General features: G+C 68.9%; 22 protein-coding genes. 12 read left to right on the top strand and 10 right to left on the bottom strand.

Annotation, left to right across the window (positions count from 1 at the left end; genetic code table 11):
- Positions 1 to 13: 13 nt before the first annotated feature.
- From BM144_RS13150 to BM144_RS13115, 8 genes are all read left to right on the top strand, one after another.
- Positions 14 to 940 (top strand): 2-hydroxyacid dehydrogenase, encoded by a 927-nt coding sequence (locus tag BM144_RS13150; RefSeq protein WP_092952931.1) that lies wholly within the window; start codon positions 14 to 16, stop codon positions 938 to 940.
- Between the two features lie 43 nt (positions 941 to 983).
- Complete coding sequence (locus BM144_RS13145) at positions 984 to 1,895, top strand: hydroxymethylglutaryl-CoA lyase (RefSeq protein WP_092952929.1); 912 nt, start codon at positions 984 to 986, stop codon at positions 1,893 to 1,895.
- A gap of 81 nt (positions 1,896 to 1,976) precedes the next feature.
- Positions 1,977 to 2,483: a YbaK/EbsC family protein gene (locus BM144_RS13140; RefSeq protein WP_092952926.1), complete on the top strand. Its 507-nt coding sequence runs from the start codon at positions 1,977 to 1,979 to the stop codon at positions 2,481 to 2,483.
- On the top strand, positions 2,480 to 2,740 hold the full coding sequence (locus tag BM144_RS13135) for a DUF1289 domain-containing protein (RefSeq protein WP_092952924.1): 261 nt from the start codon (positions 2,480 to 2,482) through the stop codon (positions 2,738 to 2,740). Before BM144_RS13140 ends, BM144_RS13135 begins: the two co-directional genes overlap by 4 nt.
- Before the next feature lie 64 nt (positions 2,741 to 2,804).
- Positions 2,805 to 3,467, top strand: a complete 663-nt coding sequence (locus BM144_RS13130; protein ID WP_092952922.1) for a 2-hydroxychromene-2-carboxylate isomerase — start codon at positions 2,805 to 2,807, stop codon at positions 3,465 to 3,467.
- 205 nt (positions 3,468 to 3,672) lie between these two features.
- Complete coding sequence (locus BM144_RS13125; protein ID WP_092952920.1) at positions 3,673 to 5,331, top strand: MFS transporter; 1,659 nt, start codon at positions 3,673 to 3,675, stop codon at positions 5,329 to 5,331.
- 283 nt (positions 5,332 to 5,614) lie between these two features.
- Entirely contained in the window at positions 5,615 to 6,625 is a 1,011-nt protein-coding gene (locus BM144_RS13120) for a porin (RefSeq protein ID WP_092952918.1), read from the top strand.
- A 117-nt stretch (positions 6,626 to 6,742) separates the two neighbouring features.
- Complete coding sequence (locus BM144_RS13115; RefSeq protein WP_092952916.1) at positions 6,743 to 6,928, top strand: hypothetical protein; 186 nt, start codon at positions 6,743 to 6,745, stop codon at positions 6,926 to 6,928.
- Positions 6,929 to 7,119: 191 nt separating this feature from the next.
- On the opposite strand, the gene BM144_RS13110 is transcribed toward BM144_RS13115, so the two are convergent.
- Positions 7,120 to 8,241 (bottom strand): ABC transporter substrate-binding protein, encoded by a 1,122-nt coding sequence (locus BM144_RS13110; RefSeq protein ID WP_092952914.1) that lies wholly within the window; start codon positions 8,239 to 8,241, stop codon positions 7,120 to 7,122.
- Between the two features lie 339 nt (positions 8,242 to 8,580).
- Between BM144_RS13110 and uvrA the strand changes: the two genes are divergently transcribed.
- Complete coding sequence (uvrA, locus tag BM144_RS13105) at positions 8,581 to 14,442, top strand: excinuclease ABC subunit UvrA (protein ID WP_092952912.1); 5,862 nt, start codon at positions 8,581 to 8,583, stop codon at positions 14,440 to 14,442.
- A gap of 39 nt (positions 14,443 to 14,481) precedes the next feature.
- Here uvrA and BM144_RS13100 read toward each other — a convergent pair whose 3' ends face one another.
- From BM144_RS13100 to BM144_RS13085, 4 genes are all read right to left on the bottom strand, one after another.
- A complete protein-coding gene (locus BM144_RS13100; RefSeq protein ID WP_092952910.1) occupies positions 14,482 to 15,375 on the bottom strand; it encodes a hypothetical protein in 894 nt (297 codons plus the stop codon).
- 98 nt (positions 15,376 to 15,473) lie between these two features.
- A complete protein-coding gene (locus BM144_RS13095; RefSeq protein ID WP_245783650.1) occupies positions 15,474 to 15,794 on the bottom strand; it encodes a hypothetical protein in 321 nt (106 codons plus the stop codon).
- A 158-nt stretch (positions 15,795 to 15,952) separates the two neighbouring features.
- Complete coding sequence (locus BM144_RS13090; protein WP_245783649.1) at positions 15,953 to 16,402, bottom strand: hypothetical protein; 450 nt, start codon at positions 16,400 to 16,402, stop codon at positions 15,953 to 15,955.
- A complete protein-coding gene (locus BM144_RS13085; protein WP_092952908.1) occupies positions 16,399 to 17,049 on the bottom strand; it encodes a peptidoglycan recognition protein family protein in 651 nt (216 codons plus the stop codon). Before BM144_RS13085 ends, BM144_RS13090 begins: the two co-directional genes overlap by 4 nt.
- 205 nt (positions 17,050 to 17,254) lie before the next feature.
- Here BM144_RS13085 and BM144_RS13080 point away from each other — a divergent pair, with 205 nt between their 5' ends.
- The 3 genes from BM144_RS13080 to BM144_RS13070 are packed head-to-tail and all read left to right on the top strand — an operon-like array spanning position 17,255 to position 20,615.
- Entirely contained in the window at positions 17,255 to 18,631 is a 1,377-nt protein-coding gene (locus tag BM144_RS13080; protein ID WP_092952906.1) for an aspartate aminotransferase family protein, read from the top strand.
- A 5-nt stretch (positions 18,632 to 18,636) separates the two neighbouring features.
- Positions 18,637 to 19,710 carry a GNAT family N-acetyltransferase gene (locus tag BM144_RS13075; RefSeq protein ID WP_092952904.1) on the top strand — a complete coding sequence of 358 codons (1,074 nt, stop codon included), beginning with the start codon at positions 18,637 to 18,639 and terminating at the stop codon, positions 19,708 to 19,710.
- A complete protein-coding gene (locus tag BM144_RS13070; protein WP_092952902.1) occupies positions 19,707 to 20,615 on the top strand; it encodes an arginase family protein in 909 nt (302 codons plus the stop codon). Before BM144_RS13075 ends, BM144_RS13070 begins: the two co-directional genes overlap by 4 nt.
- 28 nt (positions 20,616 to 20,643) lie before the next feature.
- Here BM144_RS13070 and BM144_RS13065 read toward each other — a convergent pair whose 3' ends face one another.
- The 5 genes from BM144_RS13065 to BM144_RS13045 are packed head-to-tail and all read right to left on the bottom strand — an operon-like array spanning position 20,644 to position 24,327.
- Positions 20,644 to 21,876: a DegT/DnrJ/EryC1/StrS family aminotransferase gene (locus BM144_RS13065; protein ID WP_092952900.1), complete on the bottom strand. Its 1,233-nt coding sequence runs from the start codon at positions 21,874 to 21,876 to the stop codon at positions 20,644 to 20,646.
- Positions 21,866 to 22,282, bottom strand: a complete 417-nt coding sequence (locus BM144_RS13060; protein WP_092952898.1) for a DMT family transporter — start codon at positions 22,280 to 22,282, stop codon at positions 21,866 to 21,868. Before BM144_RS13060 ends, BM144_RS13065 begins: the two co-directional genes overlap by 11 nt.
- A 4-nt stretch (positions 22,283 to 22,286) precedes the next feature.
- On the bottom strand, positions 22,287 to 22,673 hold the full coding sequence (locus BM144_RS13055; RefSeq protein ID WP_092952896.1) for a DMT family transporter: 387 nt from the start codon (positions 22,671 to 22,673) through the stop codon (positions 22,287 to 22,289).
- Positions 22,670 to 23,596, bottom strand: coding sequence for an alpha/beta hydrolase (locus BM144_RS13050; protein ID WP_092952894.1), 927 nt, complete (start codon positions 23,594 to 23,596; stop codon positions 22,670 to 22,672). The genes BM144_RS13055 and BM144_RS13050 overlap by 4 nt, the downstream gene beginning before the upstream one ends.
- Complete coding sequence (locus tag BM144_RS13045; RefSeq protein ID WP_092952892.1) at positions 23,593 to 24,327, bottom strand: MtnX-like HAD-IB family phosphatase; 735 nt, start codon at positions 24,325 to 24,327, stop codon at positions 23,593 to 23,595. The genes BM144_RS13050 and BM144_RS13045 overlap by 4 nt, the downstream gene beginning before the upstream one ends.
- Positions 24,328 to 24,334 lie beyond the last annotated feature (7 nt).

Raw genomic sequence — 24,334 nt, 5'->3', positions numbered from 1 at the left:
TAGGCTCGGCGGCATGACCGACATCCTCTTTTGCTGTACCGATACGCCTCCCGCCGCCTGGCTGGAGGGCCTGCACGCCGCGCTGCCCGGTGCGCGCGTCACCGTCTGGGAGCCCGGCGCCCCGCAGGCCGAATACGCCGTGGTCTGGGCCCCGCCCCAGCAGTTCCTGGACGAGCAGCCGCGGCTGCGCGCGCTCTTCAACATCGGCGCGGGCGTGGATGCGTTGCTGAAGCTGCGCATTCCGCCGGGCTGCCGCGTCGTGCGGCTCGACGATGCCGGCATGGCCGTGCAGATGGCCGAGTACGTCTGCCATGCGGTGGTCCGCCACTTCCGTGAGTTCGACGCGTACGAGGCCGCCGAGCGCGAGGGCCGCTGGGCTTTCCGCAAGCCGCGGCTGCGCCAGGATTTCCCCGTCGGCGTGATGGGCCTGGGCGTGCTGGGCGAGCGCGTGGCGCGCGCGCTCGCGCACTTCGAATTCCCCGTGCAGGGCTGGAGCCGTTCGCCCAAGACGGTGGACGGCGTGCGCACCTTCCACGGCGCCGACGGGCTGCAGGCATTCCTGGGCGCGAGCCGCGTGCTGGTCAACCTGTTGCCCCTCACGCCGGACACCACGGACATCCTGCGCCGCGAGACGCTCTCGCGCCTGCAGCCCGGCGGCTACGTGGTCAACGTGGCGCGCGGCGCGCACCTCGTGGAGGACGACCTGCTCGCGCTGATCGAGAGCGGCCACCTCGCGGGCGCCACGCTGGACGTGTTCCGCACCGAGCCGCTGCCGGCTGGCCACCCTTTCTGGGGCCACCCGCGCATCACCGTGACGCCGCACACCTCGGCCCGTACGCTGCGCGCCGAAAGCATCGCCCAGATCGCGCGCAAGATCGATGCGCTGCGGCAGGGCGCGCCGTCCGTGGCGGGCGAGGTCGATCCCGCGCGGGGCTATTGACGCCGCTTTGCTCCCTCCACGAACCCTTTTCAGGAACCTGCCCATGTCCTCCCTTCCCACCCGCGCCAAGCTCGTGGACGTCGGCCCGCGCGACGGGCTGCAGAACGAGAAGTCCCCTGTGCCGGCCAGCGTCAAGATCGGCCTCGTGCACCGGCTGCAGGCGGCCGGCCTGACCGAGATCGAGGTGACGAGCTATGTCTCGCCCAAGTGGGTGCCGCAGATGGCCGACAACCACGAGGTCATGGCCGGCATCGAACGGCGGCCGGGCGTGCGCTATTCGGTGCTCACGCCCAACCTCAAGGGCTACGAGGCCGCCGTGCAGGACCGGCCCGACGAGATCGTGGTGTTCGGATCGGCCAGCGAGGCGTTCAGCCAGAAGAACATCAACTGCAGCATCGCCGAGAGCATCGAGCGCTTCGCCCCCGTGGTGGAGGCCGCGCGCGCGGCCGGCATCCATGTGCGTGGCGCGATGAGCTGCACCGTGGGCTGCCCCTACGAGGGCGAGGTGCCGCCCGAGCGCGTGGGCTACCTGGCCGGGCTCATGAAGGGCATCGGCGTGCAGCACATCGGCGTGGCCGACACCATCGGGGTGGGTACGCCGCGCAAGGTGCAGCGCGCCATCGAGGCCACGCTCGCGCACTACGCCGTGAACGACCTGTCCGGCCATTTCCACGACACCTACGGCCAAGCGCTCGCCAACACGCTCGCGGCGCTGGAGGTGGGTGTGTGGCAGTTCGACACCTCCGTCGCCGGCCTGGGCGGCTGCCCGTACGCCAAGGGCGCCACGGGCAACGTGGCCACGGAAGACGTGGTCTACATGCTGCACGGCATGGGCATCGAGACGGGCATCGACCTGGATGCGCTGGTCGATGCCGGCGCCTACATCAGCGATTTCCTCGGCCGCAAGCCGAATTCGCGCGCGGCCACCGCGTTGCTCAACAAGCGCGCCGGCTGAAGCGCGCCGGCAGAGGTGCGCGCGGGCGGGGCGCGGCACAATCCGGCGCTTCGTCCATCGCATTCCAGGAGACCGCAGCTCATGTGTGGCGCCGAACTTCAATCCCTGCCCGAAGGCGTGCAGCGCGTGGCCGCTGCCTTGCAGTCCAAGGGCCATCCGCATGCCCCGCGCATGCTGGACAACTCCGCGCGCACCGCGCAGGAGGCCGCGGACGCGCTCGGCATCGCCGTCGGCCAGATCGCCAAGAGCATCATCTTCCGCCGCAAGAGCGACGACGTGGCCGTGCTGGTGGTCACCTCCGGCGACCGCCGCGTGGACGAGAAGAAGGTGGAGTCGCACGTCGGCAAGGTCGGCCGCGCCGATGCCGATTTCGTGAAGGCGCGCACCGGCTTCTCGATCGGCGGCGTCTCGCCCGTCGCCCATGCCACGCCGCCCGTGACGCTGATCGACCGCGAGCTGTTCCGCTTCGCGGAGATCTGGGCCGCCGCGGGCCACCCGAACGGCGTCTTCCCGTTGCGGCCGCAGGACCTGGAGGCGCTCACGGGCGCCCCGGTGGTGGACGTGGTCCAACCGCCCGCGATCGCATGAATGCTATTGAATTAATAGCAAAAAAGGCAATGGAATCGGCGGCATCCGGCCTGTTCGATGCCGATTGCAGCGCGCCGCCGCCGTCGCCGTGCATCGGCGTCTGCCGCCTGGATGCGAGCGGGGGCCACTGCGAAGGCTGCTTCCGCACGCTGGATGACATCCGCGACTGGTCGTCGGCCGGCCCGGCGCAGCGCCGCGCCATCTGGGCGGCGCTGCTGCACCGCGCAGGCCTGGAAGGCATCGCCGCGGGGCCCTGAGGAGCGCCCGTGCCGGCAGCACCGGAGATTCTTTCCGCAGCCGTTTCGAGGAGATGGATTCGCCATGAAGCACATCGTTTTCTATCTGGACTTCGTCTCGCCCTACGCCTGGCTGGCCTTCGAGCGCCTGCCGCAGGTGCTCGAAGGCGTGAGCCACTCGGTCGAGTACCGGCCCGTGCTGCTGGGCGCGCTGCTGCAGCGGCACGGCAACCCGGGCCCGGCCGGCATCGCGCCCAAGCGCGACTGGACCTACCGCCATGCCGAATGGCTGGGGCACGCGCTGGGCACCGGCCTCGACATGCCCGCGCACCACCCGTTCAACCCCCTGCCGCTGCTGCGCCAGTCCCTGGCCTGCAGCCCGGACGGCGCCATCAACCGTTTCGTGGCCGGCACGGTGCTGCGCCATGTCTGGCAGGGCGGTGGCGACGCGCTCGACCCCGGGCGCCTGGAGCGCCTGGCCGCGGCCCTCGCGCCGCAGGTTCTCCCGGAGGAACCCGGCGCCGCGCCCGGTGCCCGCGCCAAGGCGCTGCTGCGCGCCAACACCGATGCCGCGGCCGCCCAGGGCGTGTTCGGCGTGCCGGCGTTCGCGGTGGACGGGCGGGTGTTCTGGGGCCTGGACGGCCTGCCCATGCTGCGCGCCTGCCTGGAGGGCGATCCCTGGTTCGACGGGCCGCGCTGGGACGCGGTGGCGGGCCTGCCCTCGGGGATTCCGACGGCGGCGCCCTGAGCGGCCGTGCGGCTCTCGCCGCGCCGCGCCGTCTCCGGCGCTCGCGGGGGGCAGGGTTTGTCCCGGGGAAGGGTTTTCCCCGGAGGCCGGTTGCTTGTCAGACTTCGGTCAGATGGGGGCTCGATAGTGCGGCCCAGGTTGCACGCAGCGCCCCGGAGGGACGCGCGGAAGCAGTCGCAACGCCCACCTCATGGAGACAAGCACCATGGCTACCAATGTTGCCCCCCGGCCCATGTCGCCGGAAGAGAGAAAAGTCATCTTCGCGTCGTCGCTCGGAACCGTGTTCGAGTGGTACGACTTCTACCTGTACGGCTCGCTCGCGGCCATCATCGCCAAGCAGTTCTTCAGCGGGCTGGATGCGGGCTCGGCCTTCATCTTCGCGCTGCTGGCCTTCGCGGCGGGCTTCATCGTGCGGCCCTTCGGCGCGCTGGTGTTCGGGCGGCTGGGCGACATGATCGGCCGCAAGTACACCTTCCTGGTCACCATCCTGATCATGGGCCTGTCCACCTTCATCGTGGGCATCCTGCCGACCTACGCCAGCATCGGCGTGGCGGCGCCGGTGATCCTGATCGCGCTGCGCATGCTCCAGGGCCTGGCCCTGGGCGGCGAGTACGGCGGCGCTGCCACCTATGTGGCCGAGCATGCGCCGCACGGCAAGCGCGGTGCCTACACGTCGTGGATCCAGACCACGGCGACGCTGGGGCTCTTCCTGTCGCTGCTGGTCATCCTGGGCACCCGCACGGCGATGGGCGAGCAGGCCTTCGGCGACTGGGGCTGGCGGATTCCTTTCCTGGTGTCCATCCTGCTGCTGGGCATCTCGGTGTGGATCCGGTTGTCGCTGTCCGAGTCCCCCGCCTTCCAGCGCATGAAGGCCGAAGGCAAGACCTCCAAGGCACCGCTGGCCGAATCGTTCGGCGAGTGGAAGAACCTGAAGATCGTGATCCTGGCGCTGATCGGCCTCACCGCCGGGCAGGCCGTGGTCTGGTACACGGGCCAGTTCTACGCGCTCTTCTTCCTCACGCAGCAGCTCAAGGTGGACGCCGTCACGGCCAACCTGATGATCGCTGCCGCGCTGCTGATCGGCACGCCCTTCTTCGTGGTGTTCGGCTCGCTGTCGGACAAGGTCGGCCGCAAGCCCATCATCATGCTGGGCTGCGTCCTGGCCGTGCTGACCTACTTCCCGGCGTTCAAGGCGCTGACCGAGGCCGCCAACCCCGACCTGGCCGCCGCGCAGGCCAAGAACAAGGTGGTGATCGTGGCCGATCCGGCCGAGTGCTCGTTCCAGTTCAACCCCACCGGCACGGCCAAGTTCACCAGCTCGTGCGACGTCGCCAAGCAGGTGCTGGCCGCCAGCTCGGTGAGCTATGACAACGAGGTGGCCCCGGCCGGAACGCCCGCCGTGATCAAGATTGGCCAGACCGTGATCCCGAGCTACACCGCCAAGGGCATCCCGGCCGACGAAGCCAAGGCCAAGGACGCCGCCTTCAAGAAGGCCGTGGCCGATACGCTGAAGGCCGACGGCTACCCCGCCAAGGCCGATCCCGCCAAGATGAACAAGGTGATGATGGTCGTCATCCTGACGTACCTCGTGCTCCTGGTGACCATGGTCTACGGCCCCATCGCCGCGATGCTGGTGGAAATGTTCCCGACCCGCATCCGTTACACATCGATGAGCCTGCCGTACCACATCGGCAACGGCTGGTTCGGCGGGCTGCTGCCGACCATGTCGTTCGCGATCGTGGCGCAGACCGGCAACATGTACAACGGCCTCTGGTACCCGATCATCATCGCGGGCGCCACGGCGGTGATCGGCACGCTGTTCATCCGGGAAACCAAGGACGTGGACATCTACGCCAACGACTGAAAGCTGGCTTTTCCTGGGGGGCGGCAGCGCGGGGGAGGGCGCTGCACCCCAGGAGGTATCGAGGGAAAACCCGTAGTCATCCAGGGTTCCGGGCCCCGGCAAGTGTGGGAAAAAAACACCAAAGTGTGGCGGCTAAACATCAGGTTCGTTATGAAGACGACTTTCAACCGTGGTAGCGAGGTTGTTACACCTAGAATTTGATGAGTAGTTGCACTTGCATTCTGTTGCCACGAGCCAGCGCGGTGCCCTACCCCACCTGTCGAACAAATATCCGAGGAATCAAATGCAAAAGACCAATCGTCTGGCACTGGCTGTGCTGGCTCTCCTGGGCAGCACCGCCGCCTTCGCCCAAAGCAGCGTCACGCTGTATGGCCGCGTGAACACCACCGTCGAGCGTCAAGAAGACGGCAACGTGAAGACCACGGGTCTGTTCAACAACGCTTCCCGTTTCGGCTTCAAGGGCGTGGAAGACCTGGGCGGTGGCCTGAAGGCTGGTTTCCAACTGGAAAGCGGTTTCAACTCCGACACCGGCGCCGGCACCGGCACGGGCAACGGCATCAACTTCGCCCGCCAGAGCGAAGTGAACCTGTCGGGCAACTTCGGTATGGTTCGCCTGGGCCGCTGGACCGCCGAGTCCTACTACGCCACGGCTGACTACGTGAGCCTGCACAACCACGACACGGGCAGCTCTTCCGACGCGTTCTATCAGTACCTGATGAACGACAGCAACAAGGTCGGCTACCGCACCCCTGAGTTCGGTGGCTTCTGGGCCGAAGGCGCTGTGAGCCTGCACGAAAACCAAAACACCAGCGTTGACGGCCTGAGCCGCAAGAACGCCTATGACCTGGCTGCCAACTACAACGTCGGCGCCCTGGCTCTGGGTGCTGGCTACACGAAGCGTGGCGAAGCACAGCAAGCCGCCCTGCGCGCCCTGTACACCCTGGGCCCCTGGACCTTCGGTGGTTACTACCAGCACGCCAAGCTGGACCGTTTCAACAACGTGAACGTGGACGCCAAGTTCAACAACGTGCGTCTGGCTGCTGCCTACACGCTCGGCGCTTCCGAGTTCCACGTGAACGTCGGCCGTGCATTCAAGATCAAGGCACCGGGCGGCGATCTGGCCGGTACGGCAGCGACCCAGTACACCCTGGGCTACAACTACAACCTGAGCAAGCGCACCAAGGTGTACGGCTACTACACCAAGGTCAACAACGGCAACAACATCAACTACTTCACGAGCGCAGCCGGCAACGACTTCAGCTCCGTGGCAGTCGGTATCCGTCACAACTTCTGATCGTGACGATCCGGGGTGGCCATTCCGTGGCCACCACGGGAACGGCCCCACAACCCGTCAGGGCTGTGGGGCTTTTTTTCAGCCTTTTTTCCCCCAACACCGCACAAGGAGACAGGTATGTGGAAGATCGTCGTGGGCTTTATCGCGTTCGCAGCACTCTCGCTGTTCGTCATCATGAAAGCTGGAGACAAGGTGGACATGAGTGGCGAAAAGCACGGCGCCGATGCGATCCATGCACCTGAACCGGCCGCAGCGCCTGCCTCCCTTCCCGCGGTGCCGGCCAGCGCCGCCGCATCCCGGTAAGCCAGCGCCAGCGCCAGCGCGCGGCGGGCGCCTGCCGCCCGGCCCGGCGCCTGGAGGGCAGCGCGCCCTGGAAGAAAGAAGCCCGCTCGATGCGGGCTTCGTGTTTTCTGAGGCATGCGCGCGGGGCAGCGCGCCGCAGAGGGTTCGCCACCGGCACGCCGCCATTCCCTGCGGCTGCCGAAGGCCCCGGTTCAGCGCCGGAATTTGCCGTCGGTGCCGATGATGGACAGGTCCGCGAAGTCGAGGCCGGTATGGTCTTCCGGGCTGAAATTGACTTCGAGGCCGCCGATGTCGTATTTCTGGATTCCATCCAGGGCCGCCAGCAGGCGTTCTCGCGTGGGCTTCGGCCCGGCGCGGCGCAGGCCTTCCACCAGTACCTTGGCGGCGGCCAGGCCTTCCAGCATCGCGGGGCTCACCTCCTTGCCCTGGGCCTTGGCCAGCTCGTGCGCCTCGCGCACGAGCGGGTAGTTCGTGGCCCGCTCGTTGGGGAACACCTGCGTGACGATGACGCCGCGCCCGTTCGTGCCCAGCGCCTTGGCGAAGCCGGACGAGGCGTTGTTGGAGAGCGTGACGAGCTGCGCGCTGGAGCCGGCGGCGCGGAAGGCCGCGTAGCCGTCCACCGCGGCCACGCCCGACGCGATCATCAGTACGGCCTGGGCCTGCGATTGCACCACCTTGGGCGCGATCGCCGAGAAATCGGGTTTGGCGCGCTCGAAGCGTTCCTGGAGCACGGGCTTGATCTTGGCGGCGTCGAAGCCCTTCAGCGCGCCCGCGAGCCCGTCACTGCCGAAACTGTCGTCCGCGAGCACCACGGCGATGCGGGTGATGCCCATCGAGGCCAGGTGGGAGATGGCCTTTTCGGCTTCGCGCTGGTAGGTGGCGCGGACGTTGAAGACCTGCCGGCGCACCGGGCGGTGGAGGACCATCGCGCCCGTGGACGGCCCGACGAGCGGAACGTCGAATTTCTCCAGCAGGGGAATGATGGCCTCCGTGTGCGGCGTGCCGCGCGTCAGGAACATCGCCAGCACGTTCTGCTCCTCGATGAGCTTGCGCGCATTGGCCAGTGTCTGTGCAGGTTCGAACTTGTCGTCGAGCGAGACCAGTTCGATCTTCTGGCCGTGCACGCCGCCCCGGGCATTCACCGCCTGGAGGTAGAGCTTGGCCCCCTCGGTGGTTTCCTGCACGCCGGCGGCCACCGGCCCGCTGAAGCCCGCCGTCTGCCCGATGAGCAACTGGCTCCAGGCGGGGGCGGACCACAGGGAGGCCGCGGTCAGCGCCAGGGCTGCGGCGGTTTTGTGCCAGGAATGTGCCATGTCGTGATCTCCAGAGGCGGTCAGGTGGGAAAAGGGGAGGGTGCGGCCCCGCGCATGTTTCGATACCCATGCACCGGCACCGCTTGCCAGGGCACGCTGCGCCGCAAAGACGCCGTGAAGATCGCCCATCGACGCAGAAGTGACAAGGGGTAACAACCCTCGGCCGTGCGGATCCCGCGGTGCGGTTCGGCCTTGCCGTGGTGGTTTTCCGCCAGACAGAAGTTGCCTTGCCCGTTGTCAAAGGCGCCGGGCCCCCCATATGGATAAGCCCACGTCCGACCTCGGCGCGCCTTCGGCTCTTCCTAGAATGCCCGCCTCCCCCACCGAAAGATCCCCCCGATGACCCAGGGCCTGATCCGCATCCATGGCGCCCGCCAGCACAACCTCAAGAACCTGGATGTAGACATCCGCACCGGCGAACTCACGGTGGTCACGGGCCCCAGCGGCTCCGGCAAGTCCAGTCTGGTGTTCGACACGCTCTATGCCGAAGGCCAGCGGCGCTACGTCGAAACCTTCAGCGCCTATGCGCGCCAGTTCCTCGACCGCATGGACAAGCCGGCCGTGGACAAGGTGGAGGGCGTGCCGCCCGCCATCGCCATCGACCAGACGAACCCGGTGCGCTCCTCGCGCTCGACCGTGGGCACGATGACGGAGATCAACGACCACCTGAAGCTGCTGTTCGCGCGCGCGGCGCAGCTGTTCGACCGGCAGACCGCGCAGCCCGTGCGCCACGACACGCCGGACACCATCTATGCCGAGCTGCAGCGGCGCTGCGCCGAGGCGGGCGACCCGCGCGTGGTGCTGACCTTCCCGGTCGAGCTGCCGGCCGATACCTCCGCCGAGCAGGTGGAGCAGTGGCTCTCCGCGAGCGGGTTCACGAAGGTGCAGGCCGAGCGCGAGGAGGCCAGGCCTGCGGGGCCGCGCACGGGCGCCGCGCCGGGCCGCTCCAAGCCAGCGAGCGCCCCTGCGGGGAGCGGGGGGACCGTCAAGGTCCTGGACGTGGTGGCCGACCGCTTCCGGCTCGGCAATGCCGAGCGCGCGCGCGTGGTCGAGGCGATCGAGGTCGCGCTCAAGCGCGGTGCCGGGCGGCTGAACGTGTACCGCCTGCAGGAAGAGGGCGACCCAGAGCTGTGGCGCTTCTCCACCGGCCTGCACTGCCCCGACAGCGATCTGCGCTACGCCGACCCGATCCCGTCGATGTTCTCGTTCAACTCCGCCGTGGGGGCCTGCGAGACCTGCCGCGGCTTCGGGCGCGTGATCGGCGTGGACTACGGCCTCGTGATCCCGAACGACCGGCTCACGCTGCGCGCGGGCGCGATCAAGACCATCCAGACCCCTGCATGGAAAGAGGCCCAGGACGACCTCATGCGCCATGCCGAGGCGGGCGGCATTCCGCGCGACACGCCCTGGTACAAGCTGACCGATGAGCAGAAGCGCTGGGTGATCGACGGCACGCCCGGCTACAAGGACGGCAACTGGAACAAGCAGTGGTACGGCATCCGGCGGTTCTTCGAATACCTGGAGAGCAAGGCCTACAAGATGCACATCCGCGTGCTGCTCTCCAAATACCGCAGCTACACGCCCTGCCCGGTGTGCGCGGGCGCGCGGCTCAAGACCGAGAGCCTGCTGTGGCGCGTGGGCAGCAAGGACGACGCCGATGCCGTGCTGGAGCCCGCCCGGCGCTTCCTGCCGCAAGGCGTGCAATGGAGCCGTGCGCAGCTGGAGGCGCTGCCGGGCCTCACGCTGCACGACCTGATGCTGCTGCCCATCGAGCGCCTGCGGCGCTTCTTCGGGCGCATGGCGCTGCCGGAGGGCGACGCGGCCGCGGGCGGCGATGCGCAGGCGCTCAAGCTGCTGCACGAGGAAATCACCACGCGCCTGAAGTACCTGTGCGACGTGGGCATCGGCTACCTCACGCTGGACCGCCAGAGCCGCACGCTCTCGGGCGGCGAGGTGCAGCGCATCAACCTGACCACGGCGCTGGGCACCTCGCTCGTGAACACGCTCTTCGTGCTGGACGAACCCAGCATCGGCCTGCACCCGCGCGACATGCACCGCATCACCGAGGCCATGCTGCGCCTGCGCGATGCCGGCAACACGCTGGTGGTGGTCGAGCACGATCCGGCCGTGATGCTCGCGGCCGACCGCATGATCGACATGGGGCCCGGCCCCGGCGAGCGCGGCGGGCAGATCGTCTTCGACGGCACCACGGCCGACCTGCGCCGGGCCGACACGCTCACCGGCGTGTACCTCGGCGGCCGGCGGCAGATCGGCGCCGGCGTGAAGCGCATGGTGGCCGCCTCCACCCCGCGCCTGGTCCTCGAAGGCGCGCGAGAGCACAACCTGAAGGACGTCTCGGTCGAATTCCCGCTGCAGCGCCTGGTCACCGTCACGGGCGTGTCGGGCTCGGGCAAATCGACCCTGATCCAGGACGTGCTGGCCCCAGCGCTGATGCGCCATTTCGGCAAGGCCACCGAATCGCCGGGTGCGCACGACCGCCTGTTGGGCGCAGAGCAACTGGGCGACGTGGTGTTCGTGGACCAGTCGCCCATCGGCAAGACGGCGCGTTCCAACCCGGTGAGCTACGTGGGCGCCTGGGATGCCATCCGCGAGCTGTTCGCCGTGGCGCCGCTCGCGCGCCAGCGTGGCTACACCGCCGCCAAGTTCAGCTTCAACTCCGGCGACGGGCGCTGCCCGACCTGCGGCGGCTCGGGCTTCGAGCACGTGGAGATGCAGTTCCTCTCCGACGTGTACCTGCGCTGCCCCGACTGCGACGGCAAACGCTACCGGCCCGAGATCCTGGAAGTGACCATCGAAAGGGCGGGCCGCTCGGTCAACGTGGCCGACGTGCTGGACCTCACGGTGAGCGAGGCCGCCGCCGCCTTCGCGCAGGACCGCGACGTGATCCGTGCGCTGCAGCCCATCGTCGATGTGGGGCTCGAATACGTGAAGCTCGGCCAGCCCGTGCCCACGCTCTCGGGCGGCGAGGCGCAGCGCCTCAAGCTCGCGGGCTTCCTGGCCGAGGCGGCCAGGAGCGCCAGCAGCAGCCGCCAGCCGCTCGCCAGGAAAGGCACGTTGTTCCTCTTCGACGAACCGACCACGGGCCTGCACTTCGACGACATCGCCAAGCTCATGCGCGCGCTGCGCAAGCTGCTGGACGCCGGGCATTCGCTGATCGTGATCGAGCACAACCTCGACGTGATCCGCGCGAGCGACTGGCTCATCGACCTGGGCCCCGAAGGCGGCGATGCCGGCGGCCTCGTGGTGGCCGAGGGCACGCCCGAGGACCTGCGCCAGCACCGCACGTCGCACACCGGCGAGGCGCTGCGCGACTACGAACTGACCCTGGGCGAGGGGGGGCATTCGGTGCACGAGCGGGCTGCTTTGCTACGAAAAGAGGAGCAAACTTCCGAGCAAAATCAGCGGCACGCGCCCAAAAACGCCATCGAGATCATCAATGCCAAAGAGCACAACCTCAAGCACCTGAGCGTGGACATCCCGCGCGGCAAGTTCAACGTGATCACGGGCGTGTCGGGCTCGGGCAAGTCCACGCTGGCCTTCGACATCCTGTTCAACGAAGGCCAGCGCCGCTACCTCGAATCGCTCAACGCCTACGCGCGCAGCATCGTGCAGCCGGCGGGCCGACCCGAAGTGGATGCGGTGTACGGCATCCCGCCCACGGTGGCGATCGAGCAGCGGCTCTCGCGCGGCGGGCGCAAGAGCACGGTGGGCACGACCACCGAGGTCTGGCACTTCCTGCGCCTGCTCTACGTGAAGCTGGGCGTGCAGCACTGCGTGAACGACGGCGCGGCCGTTCAGCCGCAGACGCCCGAGAGCATCGCGGCGCAACTGCTCACGCAGTTCAAGGGCCAGCACATCGGCCTGCTCGCGCCGCTGGTGGTGAACCGCAAGGGCGTCTACACCGAGCTGGCCGATTGGGCCCGCCCGCGCGGCTACACGCACCTGCGCGTGGACGGCAACTTCCTGCCCACCACGGGCTTCCCGCGCATCGACCGCTTCAAAGAGCACACCATCGAGCTGCCGGTCGAGAGCCTCGACGTGGCGCCCGAGAACGAGGCGCTGCTGCGCACGGCCCTGGCCCGCGCGCTGGAACTGGGCAAGGGCGTGGTCCACGTGATGAGCGACCTGGGCGACCTGCGCCGCGCCATGGAGGAGGGCGTCGCCACCGCCGGCATCGGGCGGCTGCAGGTCTATTCCACCAAGCGCGCCTGCCCGCTCTGCGCCACGAGCTACGCCGAGCTGGATCCGCGCCTCTTCTCGTACAACAGCAAGCACGGGTGGTGTCCCGACTGCGTGGGCACGGGCTTGAAGCTGAGCGCCGCGCAGCGCAAGGTGTTCGACGACTCCGTGCAGTCCGACGACAACCGGGGCCGCGAGCAGACCTTCGCCGAACCCGAGGCGGAGGACGTGACCGACACCGCCTGCCCCACCTGCCAGGGCACGCGCCTCAATGCCACGGCACGGGCCGTGCGTTTCGCGGGCGTGGGCATCGCCGACATCGCGGCGATGTCGGTGAGCGACGTGCGCCGCTGGGTGCAGACCCTCTCGGCCGGTGGCTTGACGCCGCGCGAGGCCGACATCGCGCGCGACCTGATCCCCGAGATCCGCAGCCGGCTCGAATTCCTGGAGGAGGTGGGCCTGTCGTACCTCACGCTGGACCGCGGCGCGCCCACGCTCTCGGGCGGCGAGGCGCAGCGCATCCGGTTGGCCGCGCAGCTCGGCAGCAACCTGCAGGGCGTCTGCTACGTGCTGGACGAACCCACCATCGGCCTGCATGCCCGCGACAACCAGATCCTGCTCAATGCCCTGCACAAGCTCGGCGACAAGGGCAACACGCTGGTGGTGGTGGAGCACGACGAGGACACGATCCGCCGCGCGGACCACATCATCGACATCGGCCCCAGCGCCGGCAAGCGGGGCGGGCGCCTCGTGGCGCAGGGCTCGGTGGAAGACATCGCCGCGGCCGAGGACTCGCAGACGGGGCGCTACCTGCTGCATGCGATGCGCCACCCGCTGCAGGCGCGCCGGCCAGTGGATGCTATTGATTCGGTAGCAAAGAATTCAATGGAATCGGCGGCATCCGGCCAAAAAGAGGCCGAATCCGCGGGCGCGGCCCCCGCGCACTGGCTCACGGTGCGCGGCGCACGCCTGCACAACCTGCGGAACGTCACGGCACGGCTGCCGCTGCGCCGCCTCGTCGCCGTCACCGGCGTGAGCGGCTCGGGCAAGTCCACGCTGGCGCGCGACGTGCTGCTGGCCAACGTGCAGGCCTGGGTGCAGCAACGCTCCACCAAGGCCGGGCGCGACGCCATGGATGCCGGCAAGGCGCCGCCGCTCGTCGGCTGCACCGGTCTGGCGGGCTTCGAGACCATCGACCGCGTGCTCGAAGTGGACCAGACCCCGATCGGCAAGACCCCGCGCAGCTGCCCGGCCACCTACATCGGCTTCTGGGACACCATCCGCAAGCTCTTCGCCGAGACGCTGGAAGCCAAGGCGCGGGGCTATGCGGCCGGGCGTTTCTCCTTCAATACCGGCGAGGGCCGCTGCCCGGTCTGCGAAGGCCAGGGCGTGCGCACCATCGAGATGAGCTTCCTGCCCGACGTGAAGGTGCCGTGCGAGGCCTGCCGCGGCGCGCGCTTCAACCCCGAGACGCTCGCCGTCACGTGGCGCGGCAAGAGCATCGGCGACGTGCTGCAGATGGAGGTGGACGAGGCGGTGGAGTTCTTCGCGAGCATGCCGAGCATCGCGCACCCGCTGCAGCTGCTCAAGGACGTGGGCCTGGGCTACCTCACGCTGGGCCAGCCGAGCCCCACGCTCTCGGGTGGCGAGGCGCAGCGCATCAAGCTCGTGACCGAACTCACCAAGGTGCGCGACGAGGTGGGCCGGCGGGGGCAGAAGGCGCCGCACACGCTCTACGTGCTGGACGAGCCCACGGTGGGCCTGCACATGGCCGACGTGCACAAGCTCATCCGCGTGCTGCACCGGCTGGTGGACGGCGGGCACAGCGTCGTGGTGATCGAGCACGACCTCGACGTGATCGCCGAGGCCGACTGGATCATCGACCTGGGCCCGGAGGGCGGCAAGGAGGGCGGGCAGATCGTCGCGGCCGCGTCGCCGGAAGAGGTGGTGCGGCTGGGTACGCACACCGGCCAGGCCATCGCACCGGTGCTGGCGCGCTGACGCAGGGCCGGGCAGCGGCCGGAGCCGCCGCCCAGCCTGTCATACGAAGGAGTTGGCCCGTCCGCTCCGGATGGCTTCGAGCATGCGCTCGGAGAGCGCCTTGACCCGGGCATAGGCTTCGCGGTCGCCGCGCAGCGCGGTGGCCACGTAGTCCTCGCGGCTGGCGGCGCATTCGAAGCCGTTGGCGCAGCGGATGAGCAGATCCCAGTCGGTGGCGCGGGTGCAGTCCAGCCCCAGCCCGCAGGGCAGCAGGTAGAAGGCCAGTTCCACGCTGGCATCCGCTGACTCCGGATAGAACGCGCCGTCGAACCGGTAGCCGCGCGCGCCGGTGCGCGGGTCCGTCTGGACCGCGATGCGGGAGGCGACGTCCTGCACGAGCAGCGGATCGCCGGCCGCCATCATGTCGAACAGCAGCGACTTGCGGCGCTGCGGGTCCTGGTAGGTGGAGGTGCCGGCGTGCGCCGCCATGGTCAGCAGCGGGTCCTTGCGCTGCAGGCCCGTGGCCACGTGCCGCGCGATGCGATCGTCCGCCATGTCGTCTTCCGACAGCCCGGCGCAGCGCTGGCGCAGGGTTTCCGCGGCCGCGGGCGCCGCGCCACGGGGCGATTCGCTCCCGGCCGCCGGATCGCCCGGCGGCGTGGCGGGCGTTGCCGCCAGCACACTGCGGCACTTGCGCAGCACCTGCGTGGCGTAGAACACCCCGCCCGCCTCGGGCCGCTCCAGCGCCTGCCGCACGAATCCGCCCAGGCCGCCCTCCTGGTTGAAGGCCTGCACGAGGTCCGCCGACAGCGGGCGGGCATCCGCAGACAGCGCGGGGCCCGCGCCGTCTGCGGTGGGTTCTTCGGGCGTGCGGGCCTGCAGCAGCCCCACCCCCGCCGCGAACAGAAGGAGGGCGGAGGCCAGCCCCAGCCAATGGGTCGTGCGGAGATTCATGGGGATCTATTGAAGGTGAAGGGCGGAAGGCTTCGCCCGTCCTGGGCGAAGTGTTGGGTGGCTTTGCGAGCTTCGGAGCGCATGGGAGGCCTGGGCGGTCATTTCGCAGCCCGTGCCGGAAAACCGCGGCCGAGGATGCCTTCGCAGGAGGCGCAGAAGAAGTAGCGCGTCCGGCCGTTCTGTTCGAGGACGCCCCAGCCTGTGGCGTCATCCAGCGAGAGGCGGCCTTCGCTTTCCGAGCGGAAGTGGATTTCGGCCTGCGCTTCGCAGTCCTGCAGATCAAGGCCGCGCCGGTATTCGTCCGCTGTGCCTTCCTGGGCCCGATTCCAGAAATGGCGGACGCGCGCTGTGTCGATCACCCTTCCGGAGCAATCGGCATCGCTGCCGTAGGCAGGCTGGGCGCCGGCGGTGTGAATCACGACCTTCCGGAGAACCGGCTTTGCGGGGTGCGGCGCTGGGAGCGGGGCCGGGACGACTGCACCCGCCAGCTCGGCATGTGCAGCTATCTGGAGGCCCAGCAGGCTCGCTGCAACAAGCGCCAGGAGCCTCGTGGAACGCGAGCCGTGGCATGGCTGCTTCACTTCAGCGGACTTTCATGGAAGTCGCGGCCGAGGATGCCTTCGCAGGAGGCGCAGAAGAAGTAGCGTGTCCGGCCCTTCCATTCGAGGACGCCCCATCCCGTGGCGTCATGGAGATGCAGGGTTCCTCGCGTTCCTGCCTTGAGGTGCAGCACGGCCTGGGCCGCGCAGTCCGCGAGGTCCGCGCCGTGCTGGAAGTTGTCTGCGGTGCTCTCGACGGCATGCGTCCAGAAATGCCGGATGCGCTTCGCATCGACCACGAGCCCGGAGCAGTCGGCATCGCTTCCGGGAATCGGCTTCACGGGACGCTTGAATTCGATGCGTCCCAGCGGGCCGATGGCCTGGGCGGGAGCAGCGGCACCGGTGGCCTGGGCATGGCCCCACAGCGGGGGGAAAAGCAGGGCGGCGGCAGCGGCCGCCGTCCGAAGGGCAGTTGGGCGGGATCTCATTGCCATGCCGCCGTGGAGGCCTCGGTCCGGTTCTTGTAGCTCACATCGGGGTGGCGGTGGATCTCCGTCTTCGGGACCGCAAGCGCCTGGGTCAGTTGGTCGATGAGGTATTGCAGCGATTGCTGCTGCGGTCCGGTCAATGTCTCGTACACGGAGTGCTCCGTGATGTAGAGGCGCTTTTGGTACTCGCTGAGATTCCGGGGGATGCGCTCGGGCGGCGGCGGAACGGCGACGCCGACGATTTCTATGCCGATGCTGTCGGTGTTGGAGGGATAGCGGGCCGGCACGGGCTTGGCCATCTCGGCCGAGTGGATGGCGCCATAGCGGGTGCTGGAACTGAGCGCGATCTCCGAGGGCGCACAGCGCTTCTCGGCGATGCAGCGGGCCCGCAGCCGGCCGACGTGGTTCGTCTTGAAGAACAGCGAGGCGGTCTGGTAGACCGTGCCGTCCTTGGCGATCAGGAAATGGGCGCCGTTGGCGTTCGGAACACCGTAGCTGTTGAAAACCGCGGTTTCCGTCGCCGTGTTGGTCTGGTGCACCACGATGCCGTTGACCTTGTCCATCCGGCCTCGCTCGATTTTCGGTTCTCGCCGGGCGATGATGCGCGCGTCCTGGATCACCATGCCCTGCGGATCGATGGTCAGCATGTCGATTCCTCCCTGTGGGGCGGGAATCTAATCGGGCGTCGCGGGCAATGCTGTAAGCAAAGGTTCGCCTCGGGGCTCCACAAAGGCACGGTGCGCATCCGCACGCGTTCTCCACCATCTGCACAAATCGCACACAAACGCTCGATAGTCGATCAAGGTTGGCTGCGCAGACTCCGCCCCATTCTGTTTGCGGAGTTTCTCTTCCATGACCTTCGATGCTGCCCAGCTCCTCGCGGACGAGGCAAAGTACTGCTCGTTCGGCGACACCGTCCATTACGTGAACCCGCCGAAGATCTTCACGGGCTGCGATGGCAGCTACATGCTGGACGCGGAGGGCACGCCCTACCTCGATCTGCAGATGTGGTACTCGGCCGTGAACTTCGGCTACAAGAACGAGCGGCTGGAAAACGTGCTCAAGCAGCAGCTCGACACGCTGCCGCAGATCGCCAGCCAGTACCTGCACCCCACCAAGATCGAGCTGGCCAAGACCATCGCGCAGGATGCCGAGGCCAAGTGGGGGCGCCCGGGCCGGGTGCATTTCAACGTGGGCGGCGCACAGGCCATCGAGGATTCGCTCAAGGTGGTGCGCAACGCCACCAACGGCAAGAGCCTCATGTTCGCCTTCGAGGGTGGCTACCACGGGCGCACGCTGGGCGCCTCCAGCATCACGTCGAGCTACCGCTACCGCCGCCGCTTCGGTCATTTCGGCGACCGTGCGCAGTTCCTGCCGTTTCCGTACCCGTTCCGCCGCCCCAAGGGCATGACGGCCGAGGAGTACGGCGATTCGCTGGTGAGCGAGTTCGCGCGCAAGTTCGAGAACGAATACCACGCGGTGTGGGACCCCAAGACCCGCCAGTGCGAGTACGCGGCCTTCTATATCGAGCCCATCCAGGGGACGGGCGGCTACGTGATCCCGCCGGCCAACTATTTCAAGGGCATCAAGAAGGTGCTCGACGAGCACGGCGTGCTGCTGGTGGTCGATGAAATCCAGATGGGTTTCTGGCGCACCGGCAAGCTGTGGTCCATCGAGAACTTCGGCGTGCAGCCCGACGTGCTGGTCTTCGCCAAGGCACTGACCAACGGCCTCAATGCGCTGTCCGGGCTGTGGGCGCGCGAGGAACTCATCAACCCGACCATCTTCCCGCCAGGCTCCACGCACAGCACCTTCGCATCCAACCCGCTGGGCACGGCCCTGGGCCTGGAAGTGATGAAGATGACGCACGAGATGGACTTCGGCAAGCAGGTCTGCGACAGCGGTGCCTACTTCCTCGAAGGCCTGCGCGACCTGCAGAAGCGCCACAAGGAAATCGGCGACGTGGACGGCCTGGGCCTGGCGCTGCGCGCCGAGATCTGCACGGACGACGGCTTCACGCCCAACCGCGCGTTGCTGGACAAGATGGTGGACATGGGCCTGGAAGGCACGCTGGAATACCAGGGCCAGAAGCGCGGCCTGGTGCTGGACGTCGGTGGCTATTACAAGAACGTGATCACCTTCGCGCCCTCGCTGATGATCTCGCGCGCCGAGATCGACGAGGCCATGGTGCTGCTCGATCAGCTCCTCACGCGCGCCAAGCGCAGCTGAGCCGCATGCGCTGGCGCAACCGGCTGGAGCCGCCGTCGCTCGTGGAGCATGCGCGCGTGCATCCGCCGGAGGGGTTCGCCTGTCTGGACGGCCTGCCCGCGCCGGCGTTCACGGCGCCCTTCGATCTGCTGACCACGGCGGACGATGCGCTCAAGGCGCGGTTGCGGACCTGGCCGATGTTCGCGCGCTGGTCCCGCTGGCTGCGCGTGCGCACGGCCTTCATCGGCGCGACGGTGACCGAATACGCGCCCTTGCCTGCGGACGGAATCACCCCGGCGGCGCTGGCCGCGGCCGTGCGCCAGGGGCCGGGCCGCAGCCATGCGCTCGCGATCGTGAAGGACATTCCGCAGGACTCCCCCCTGCTGGACGATGCCGACAACGTCTTCGCCCAGCGCCTGGCCGAGGCCTGCGTGGCCGAGGGTTTCGTGCTGGTGGAAGGGCAGGCACTGGCCTATGTGCCCATCGACTTCAACGGCGTGGACGGGTACCTGGCGCGCCTTTCCGCCAGCCGCCGCAGCAACCTCCGGCGCAAGCTGCGCAGCCGCGCGGCGCTGCGCATCGAGCGCGTGCCCACCGGCAAGGCGTTTGCCGACGATGCGCGCGTGGACGCGTATTACGCGCTCTACGAGGGCGTGCATGCGCAGAGCGAAGTGCATTTCGACCGGCTCACGCGCAGCTTCTTCGCAGCGGTGCTGCGCGATGGCACGAGCGGCGGCATCGCCTTCGAGTACCGGCACGCCGAATCCGGCGCGCTGCTGGGCTGGAACCTGTGCTACGAGCACGGTGGCCGCCTCGTGGACAAGTACATCGGCCTGTCCTACCCCGCCGCGCGCGAGGTCAACCTGTATTTCGTGAGCTGGATGGTCAATCTGGAATATGCGCTCGAGCGTGGGCTCACCCACTACATCGCGGGCTGGACCGACCCGGAAGTGAAACGCAGCCTGGGCGCACGTTTCACCTGGACGCGCCACGCCGTGCACGTGCGCAATCCGTTGCTGCGCGCACTGGCCCGGCGGTTCGCCGGGCACTTCGAGAGCGACAGCCACTGGCGCGCGCAGGTGGAGGGCCGCAACGCATGAGCGATGCACAGATCCGCCCCGTGGTGCTGGACCTCGATGGCTCGGTGGGCCCCTTGCCTGGGGAAGTGCGGCTGCCCCTGGCGCAGGCGTGGCAGGAGCGGCTGCGCTTCGGCTGCGGCCTGCGCGCCCTGGCCGAATTCCGCACGGCGCTCGAAGCCGGCATGCCCCCCGTTCGCGCGCACGGCACCGTGTTCTTCGGCAGCGGCGACTTCCATCACCTGAGCTGGCCGCTGATCGAGCGCTGCATCGTCGCGCACGGTTTCTCGCGCGAGCGGCCCCTGCGCATCGTGGTGCTCGACAACCATCCCGACAACATGCGCTTTCCGTTCGGGGTGCATTGCGGATCGTGGGTGCGGCGCGTGGCGATGCTGCCCCAGGTGGCGCATGTCCATGTGGTGGGCATCACTTCGGGCGACATCGGCGGCGGGCATGCCTGGGAAAACTACCTCGGCCCTTTGCGCGCCGGACGCCTCACCTACTGGAGCTGCGGCGTGGACACCGGCTGGGCCCGCTGGCTCGGCATCGCGGGCCGGTTCCGCAGCTTCCCGGACCTGGATGCGCTGACCGCAGAAGTGGCGCGCTTCCTCGGCCGGGATGCCGCGCCCACTTACCTCAGCATCGACAAGGATGTGTTTTCCCGGCGCGTGGTTCGCACCAACTGGGACCAGGGCGGCCTGGAGACGCGCCATGCCGCAGCCGTGATCGGCAGCCTGCGGGGCCACATCGTCGGAAGCGACGTGACGGGCGACGTCTCGACCCACCGGTATGCGACGGCGTGGAAGCGCTGGCTCAGCGCGGGCGACGGCCAGCAGACCGGCGAGGAGCATGCCGACCTGCCGGCCTGGCAGGCTGCGCAGGCGGCCTTCAACATGTGGCTGCTGGATCTGCTGGAGGCCGACGACTGACGCGCCACGCACCCAGTGCGCGGGCTTCTCAGCCGCGGCGCTCCACGGCGCTGCGCAGCACGTCGCACACCCGGTCGAAGCCCGCATCGTCCAGCCAGGGGCTGTTGCTGATCGCGAGGACGCGGCTGGCGAAGTCCCGTGCCCGCGGCCACGCGTCGCCGGGCTGCCGGGCGATGGCGTGTGCATAGCCGGGATAGTCGGGCAGGGCATGCGCGAAAGGCAGGCTCACGCCCAGCCCCTTGCCCCACAGCGCCGCCAGTGCGGCCTCGCGCCCCGCCGCATCGGGCAGGAGCACCAGGATGGACGGCCAGGTGCCCCGTGCGCCCGGGGTGGTGGCGCTGTCCTGGATGGTCTCGAGCGCGGGCACCCGCTGGTTCAGCAGGGCCCTGCGGTGCCGCGCGCGCGCTTCGCCCTGCGCGAGCCAGGCCGGCAAACGCGCCAGCGCGCGCGTTCCCACGGCCTGCCGCCAGCGGCCCACGCGATGTAGCGGGATGTGGGCGTCGAAGTCGTCCCCGGCGGCCCCGATGCGGTCGCCCCGGGCCAGCGCCCGGCGCAGCGGCAGGCCATAGGCCAGCGGCAGTCCGGCGGGGCGATAGAGTGCGGCATAACCCAGCAACTCCACGCTGCGGCGCAATTCCCAACCCCAGCGAAAGGGCGCCAGCGTGCGGGCCACCCGCGCGCAGGCCTGGCGCAGGTCAGCGTCGGCGACCACGAGCGCGCCGCCCTCGTACAGCGTCAGCCCTTTGCCGACGGCCAGGCTGAAAAACACCATGTCGCTCTTCGCGCCGACGCTGCCGTTGTCTTCGCGGGCGCCCAGGGCCTGGGCGCCGTCTTCGATGACCCAGGCACCTGCCGCACGCGCAATGGAGCGAACGCTTTGCGTTTCGGTCACGCGGCCTGCCAGGTGCGTGGGCAGCACGGCCAGCGTGCGCGGGCCGCAAAGTGCCTCCAGTCTTTCGGGGTCCAGGTCCAGGCTGCCGGGGCGCAGGTCGCACAGGCGCAGGCGCAGGCCGCAGTGCGCCGCCGCCAGCGCGACGAGCGGGCAGGTGTAGGCGGGCGCGATGATTTCGCCGCGTGCCGGGGCATGCTCCCGCAGCGCCGTGAGGGCCACCACGAGCGCGGCGGTGCCGGAGCATTCCACCTGCACCGACGGCATGCCGAGGAAGCGGGCCAGTGCGCCGCCCAGGTCGGAGCTGCCCCCGGGCCGCAGATCGCCCCATTGCAGCGGCAATCCGGCGGTCGGTGGCGCTTCAGGCGCCATGCACCGGGACCTGGGCCGGGGTGGCCGGGGGATGCTCCGCTGCCTCGCTGCGCGCCAGGCAGGCGATACCGCCGGCGATGAGGGCCGCACCCAGCATCTGCGGCCAGCCAATGGGTTCGCCGAAAAGAAGGGCCGAGAAGGCGAGCACCGAAACCACTTCCAGGTGCGATGCGGCGAACGCCGGGCCGATGGGCGCGTGCTCCAGCAGCGTCATCCAGGTGAAGAACGCGCCCACATAGCCCACGAAGGCGCCATAGATCCAGGGTTGGCCGAACACCCGCTGCAGCCAGGCGCTGGAGACCTCCAGCGGCAGCGCATGCTCCCCGGCGAGCTTGAAGCTGATCTGCGCCAGCGTGTCGAACGCGATCAGGACGAGGAAGCCGATGGCATAGAAGCGTTTCTTCATGGCATCAGGCCTTCAGGCCGACCACGGCCACGCCGGCCGACACCAGCAGGATGCCTGCCACCCGCATGGGCGAGAGCTTTTCGCGGAACAGGAAGCGGCCCGCCACCATCACGGCCACGATGTTGATCGAGCCCAGCAGCACCCCGTCGGAAAGCGGCACCAGCGAAAGGAAGGCGAGCCAGACGAGGAACTCGGCGACGTAGCAGCCGATGCCGACCCACAGCCAGGGGCGCTGCGCCATCCAGATCCAGCGGGCCAGCCCGCTGCCCGCGCGGGGGTCGGCGGTGGCCGCGGCCTTGAAGGCCAGTTGCCCACCGGTGTCGACCAGCATGTTCAACACCCAGAGCGTGGCCACGAGCGGCGTGATGCCGCCGTCGGCGGAAGGCGTCATGGCGCTGTGCCCCCGCAGCTCTGCCGGGCGATCGACTCGGCGAAGGCCACCGTGCGCGCCAGCACCGTGCGGCGCTCGCGATCGATGGTGATCATGTGGTAGCTGTCGTCCAGCAGCACCAGCTCCACGGGGGCATTGCGTACACCGCGCACGATGTCGCGGGCGTTGCCGGCCGAGGCGATGTCGTCCTTGCGCGCATGCATCACGAGGCAAGGCGCGCGCACCTCGCCCAGGCGGCGCCGCACGTGCGCGGCCAGGGCGCGCATCTCGATCACCGACCACCAGGGGTTGCCCGGCAGGCCGGCGGCTGCGCTGTCGCCCGACTGCATCTGCGACACCACGCGCTCGCGCAGCGCCACGTCCTTGATGCCGTAGGGCGGCTGTTCCATGAACACGCTGTGCCGCCCGATGCCGAGCGCGCGGAACACCGGCAGCAGGAACGACAGGCGTGTATATGCCGGCATGCTCCAGCCGTCGTAGCGGAAGGTGGGCGAGAGCGCCACCACACCGGCCACCTGCTTGGGCCGCTCGATGGCCAGCGCGAGCGCCAGCACGGCGCCCATCGACAGGCCGCAGGCGATCAGCGGCTGCCCGGTGTGCTGCATCAGCCGGTCCGCGCCGCGCCGCACGCTGGCGGCCCAGTCCTGCCAGCGCGTGGCGACGAGATCGTCCTGCGTGCCGCAATGGCCTGCCAGCTGCACGGCCAGCACGGTGAAGCCTGCGCGGTTCAGCCCCTTGGCCAGCAGGCGCATTTCATTGGGTGTTCCCGTGAGGCCGTGGACCAGCAGTACGCCGGTGCGCGCCAGCGGGCCATGCCCTTCGAGCAGGTATTCATGGTCGGTGCCATGCCGGCAGGCCGGACGGGCAGGGACGGCGGCATGGGTGTCCGCCGTGGCGCGATGGGTGGCGATCGCCGCATTCATGCAGCCAGCTCCAGCGCGCGCGGTGCCAGCGCCTCCAGGTTGCGCAGCAGTTCCAGGGTGTCCGAGAAATCGGTGAAAGGCGCATGGGCGATGCCCTGGCTCTCGCAGTGGGCGATGAGCTTGTACTTGGCGAAGACGAAGTCCGCCTGCCCGGAAACGCAGAAGTCGGAGGTGCTGTCACCCACGAAGAGCACGCGGCCGTGGCGTGCGCGTTGCTCGGCAAGGCGTTCGCATTTGCAGTTGCCGCTCGCGCGCGAGCAGTTGCCGCTGGCCCAGGGCGATTCCAGCCGCCATTGGCGCGGCCCGGCCTGCACCAGCCGGTTGGCGACGACGGGCAGTGCGCCCAGTCCGTGGCGCTCCAGTACCGCCTGGATGGCGTAGTCGATGCCATCGCTGACCACCTGCACCGGCATGCCCCGGGATTGCGCCTCCTGCACGAAGGCGGCGAAGTGCGGGTCCACCTCGATGGATGCCAGGTGCGCGTCGAGTTCGGCGCGGTCCATGTCCAGCAGGGCGACCTGGCCCTTCATGCACTCGCGCGAGCCGATCTCACCGCGTTCCCACGCGTCTTCCAGGGCTTCCCAGCCCGGCTGTCCGAACCGCTGCAGCAAGGAATCGGTCACGTCGACCGTGCTGATGGTGCCGTCGAAATCGCACTGGACCATCCAGCCGGACGCGGAGTCGCCGCCGTGGGCCGCTGCTGCGGGCACGATGGCCAGGGACACCGGCATGCGCCGT

Source organism: Paracidovorax konjaci (assembly GCF_900112675.1).
GTDB classification, from domain to species: domain Bacteria; phylum Pseudomonadota; class Gammaproteobacteria; order Burkholderiales; family Burkholderiaceae_C; genus Paracidovorax; species Paracidovorax konjaci.
Note: the sequence above shows the minus strand (reverse complement) of the source record. Positions and strands in the feature narration are given on the sequence as shown.

Excerpts from the sequence above, each read along its gene's own strand:
- BM144_RS13150 (WP_092952931.1), top strand. The coding sequence starts at position 14 with ATGACCGACATCCTCTTTTGCTGTACCGATACGCCTCCCGCCGCCTGG.
- BM144_RS13145 (WP_092952929.1), top strand. The coding sequence starts at position 984 with ATGTCCTCCCTTCCCACCCGCGCCAAGCTCGTGGACGTCGGCCCGCGC.
- BM144_RS13140 (WP_092952926.1), top strand. The coding sequence starts at position 1,977 with ATGTGTGGCGCCGAACTTCAATCCCTGCCCGAAGGCGTGCAGCGCGTG.
- BM144_RS13135 (WP_092952924.1), top strand. The coding sequence starts at position 2,480 with ATGAATGCTATTGAATTAATAGCAAAAAAGGCAATGGAATCGGCGGCA.
- BM144_RS13130 (WP_092952922.1), top strand. The coding sequence starts at position 2,805 with ATGAAGCACATCGTTTTCTATCTGGACTTCGTCTCGCCCTACGCCTGG.
- BM144_RS13125 (WP_092952920.1), top strand. The coding sequence starts at position 3,673 with ATGGCTACCAATGTTGCCCCCCGGCCCATGTCGCCGGAAGAGAGAAAA.
- BM144_RS13120 (WP_092952918.1), top strand. The coding sequence starts at position 5,615 with ATGCAAAAGACCAATCGTCTGGCACTGGCTGTGCTGGCTCTCCTGGGC.
- BM144_RS13115 (WP_092952916.1), top strand. The coding sequence starts at position 6,743 with ATGTGGAAGATCGTCGTGGGCTTTATCGCGTTCGCAGCACTCTCGCTG.
- BM144_RS13110 (WP_092952914.1), bottom strand. The coding sequence starts at position 8,241 with ATGGCACATTCCTGGCACAAAACCGCCGCAGCCCTGGCGCTGACCGCG.
- uvrA (WP_092952912.1), top strand. The coding sequence starts at position 8,581 with ATGACCCAGGGCCTGATCCGCATCCATGGCGCCCGCCAGCACAACCTC.
- BM144_RS13100 (WP_092952910.1), bottom strand. The coding sequence starts at position 15,375 with ATGAATCTCCGCACGACCCATTGGCTGGGGCTGGCCTCCGCCCTCCTT.
- BM144_RS13090 (WP_245783649.1), bottom strand. The coding sequence starts at position 16,402 with ATGAGATCCCGCCCAACTGCCCTTCGGACGGCGGCCGCTGCCGCCGCC.
- BM144_RS13085 (WP_092952908.1), bottom strand. The coding sequence starts at position 17,049 with ATGCTGACCATCGATCCGCAGGGCATGGTGATCCAGGACGCGCGCATC.
- BM144_RS13080 (WP_092952906.1), top strand. The coding sequence starts at position 17,255 with ATGACCTTCGATGCTGCCCAGCTCCTCGCGGACGAGGCAAAGTACTGC.
- BM144_RS13075 (WP_092952904.1), top strand. The coding sequence starts at position 18,637 with ATGCGCTGGCGCAACCGGCTGGAGCCGCCGTCGCTCGTGGAGCATGCG.
- BM144_RS13070 (WP_092952902.1), top strand. The coding sequence starts at position 19,707 with ATGAGCGATGCACAGATCCGCCCCGTGGTGCTGGACCTCGATGGCTCG.
- BM144_RS13065 (WP_092952900.1), bottom strand. The coding sequence starts at position 21,876 with ATGGCGCCTGAAGCGCCACCGACCGCCGGATTGCCGCTGCAATGGGGC.
- BM144_RS13060 (WP_092952898.1), bottom strand. The coding sequence starts at position 22,282 with ATGAAGAAACGCTTCTATGCCATCGGCTTCCTCGTCCTGATCGCGTTC.
- BM144_RS13055 (WP_092952896.1), bottom strand. The coding sequence starts at position 22,673 with ATGACGCCTTCCGCCGACGGCGGCATCACGCCGCTCGTGGCCACGCTC.
- BM144_RS13050 (WP_092952894.1), bottom strand. The coding sequence starts at position 23,596 with ATGAATGCGGCGATCGCCACCCATCGCGCCACGGCGGACACCCATGCC.
- BM144_RS13045 (WP_092952892.1), bottom strand. The coding sequence starts at position 24,327 with ATGCCGGTGTCCCTGGCCATCGTGCCCGCAGCAGCGGCCCACGGCGGC.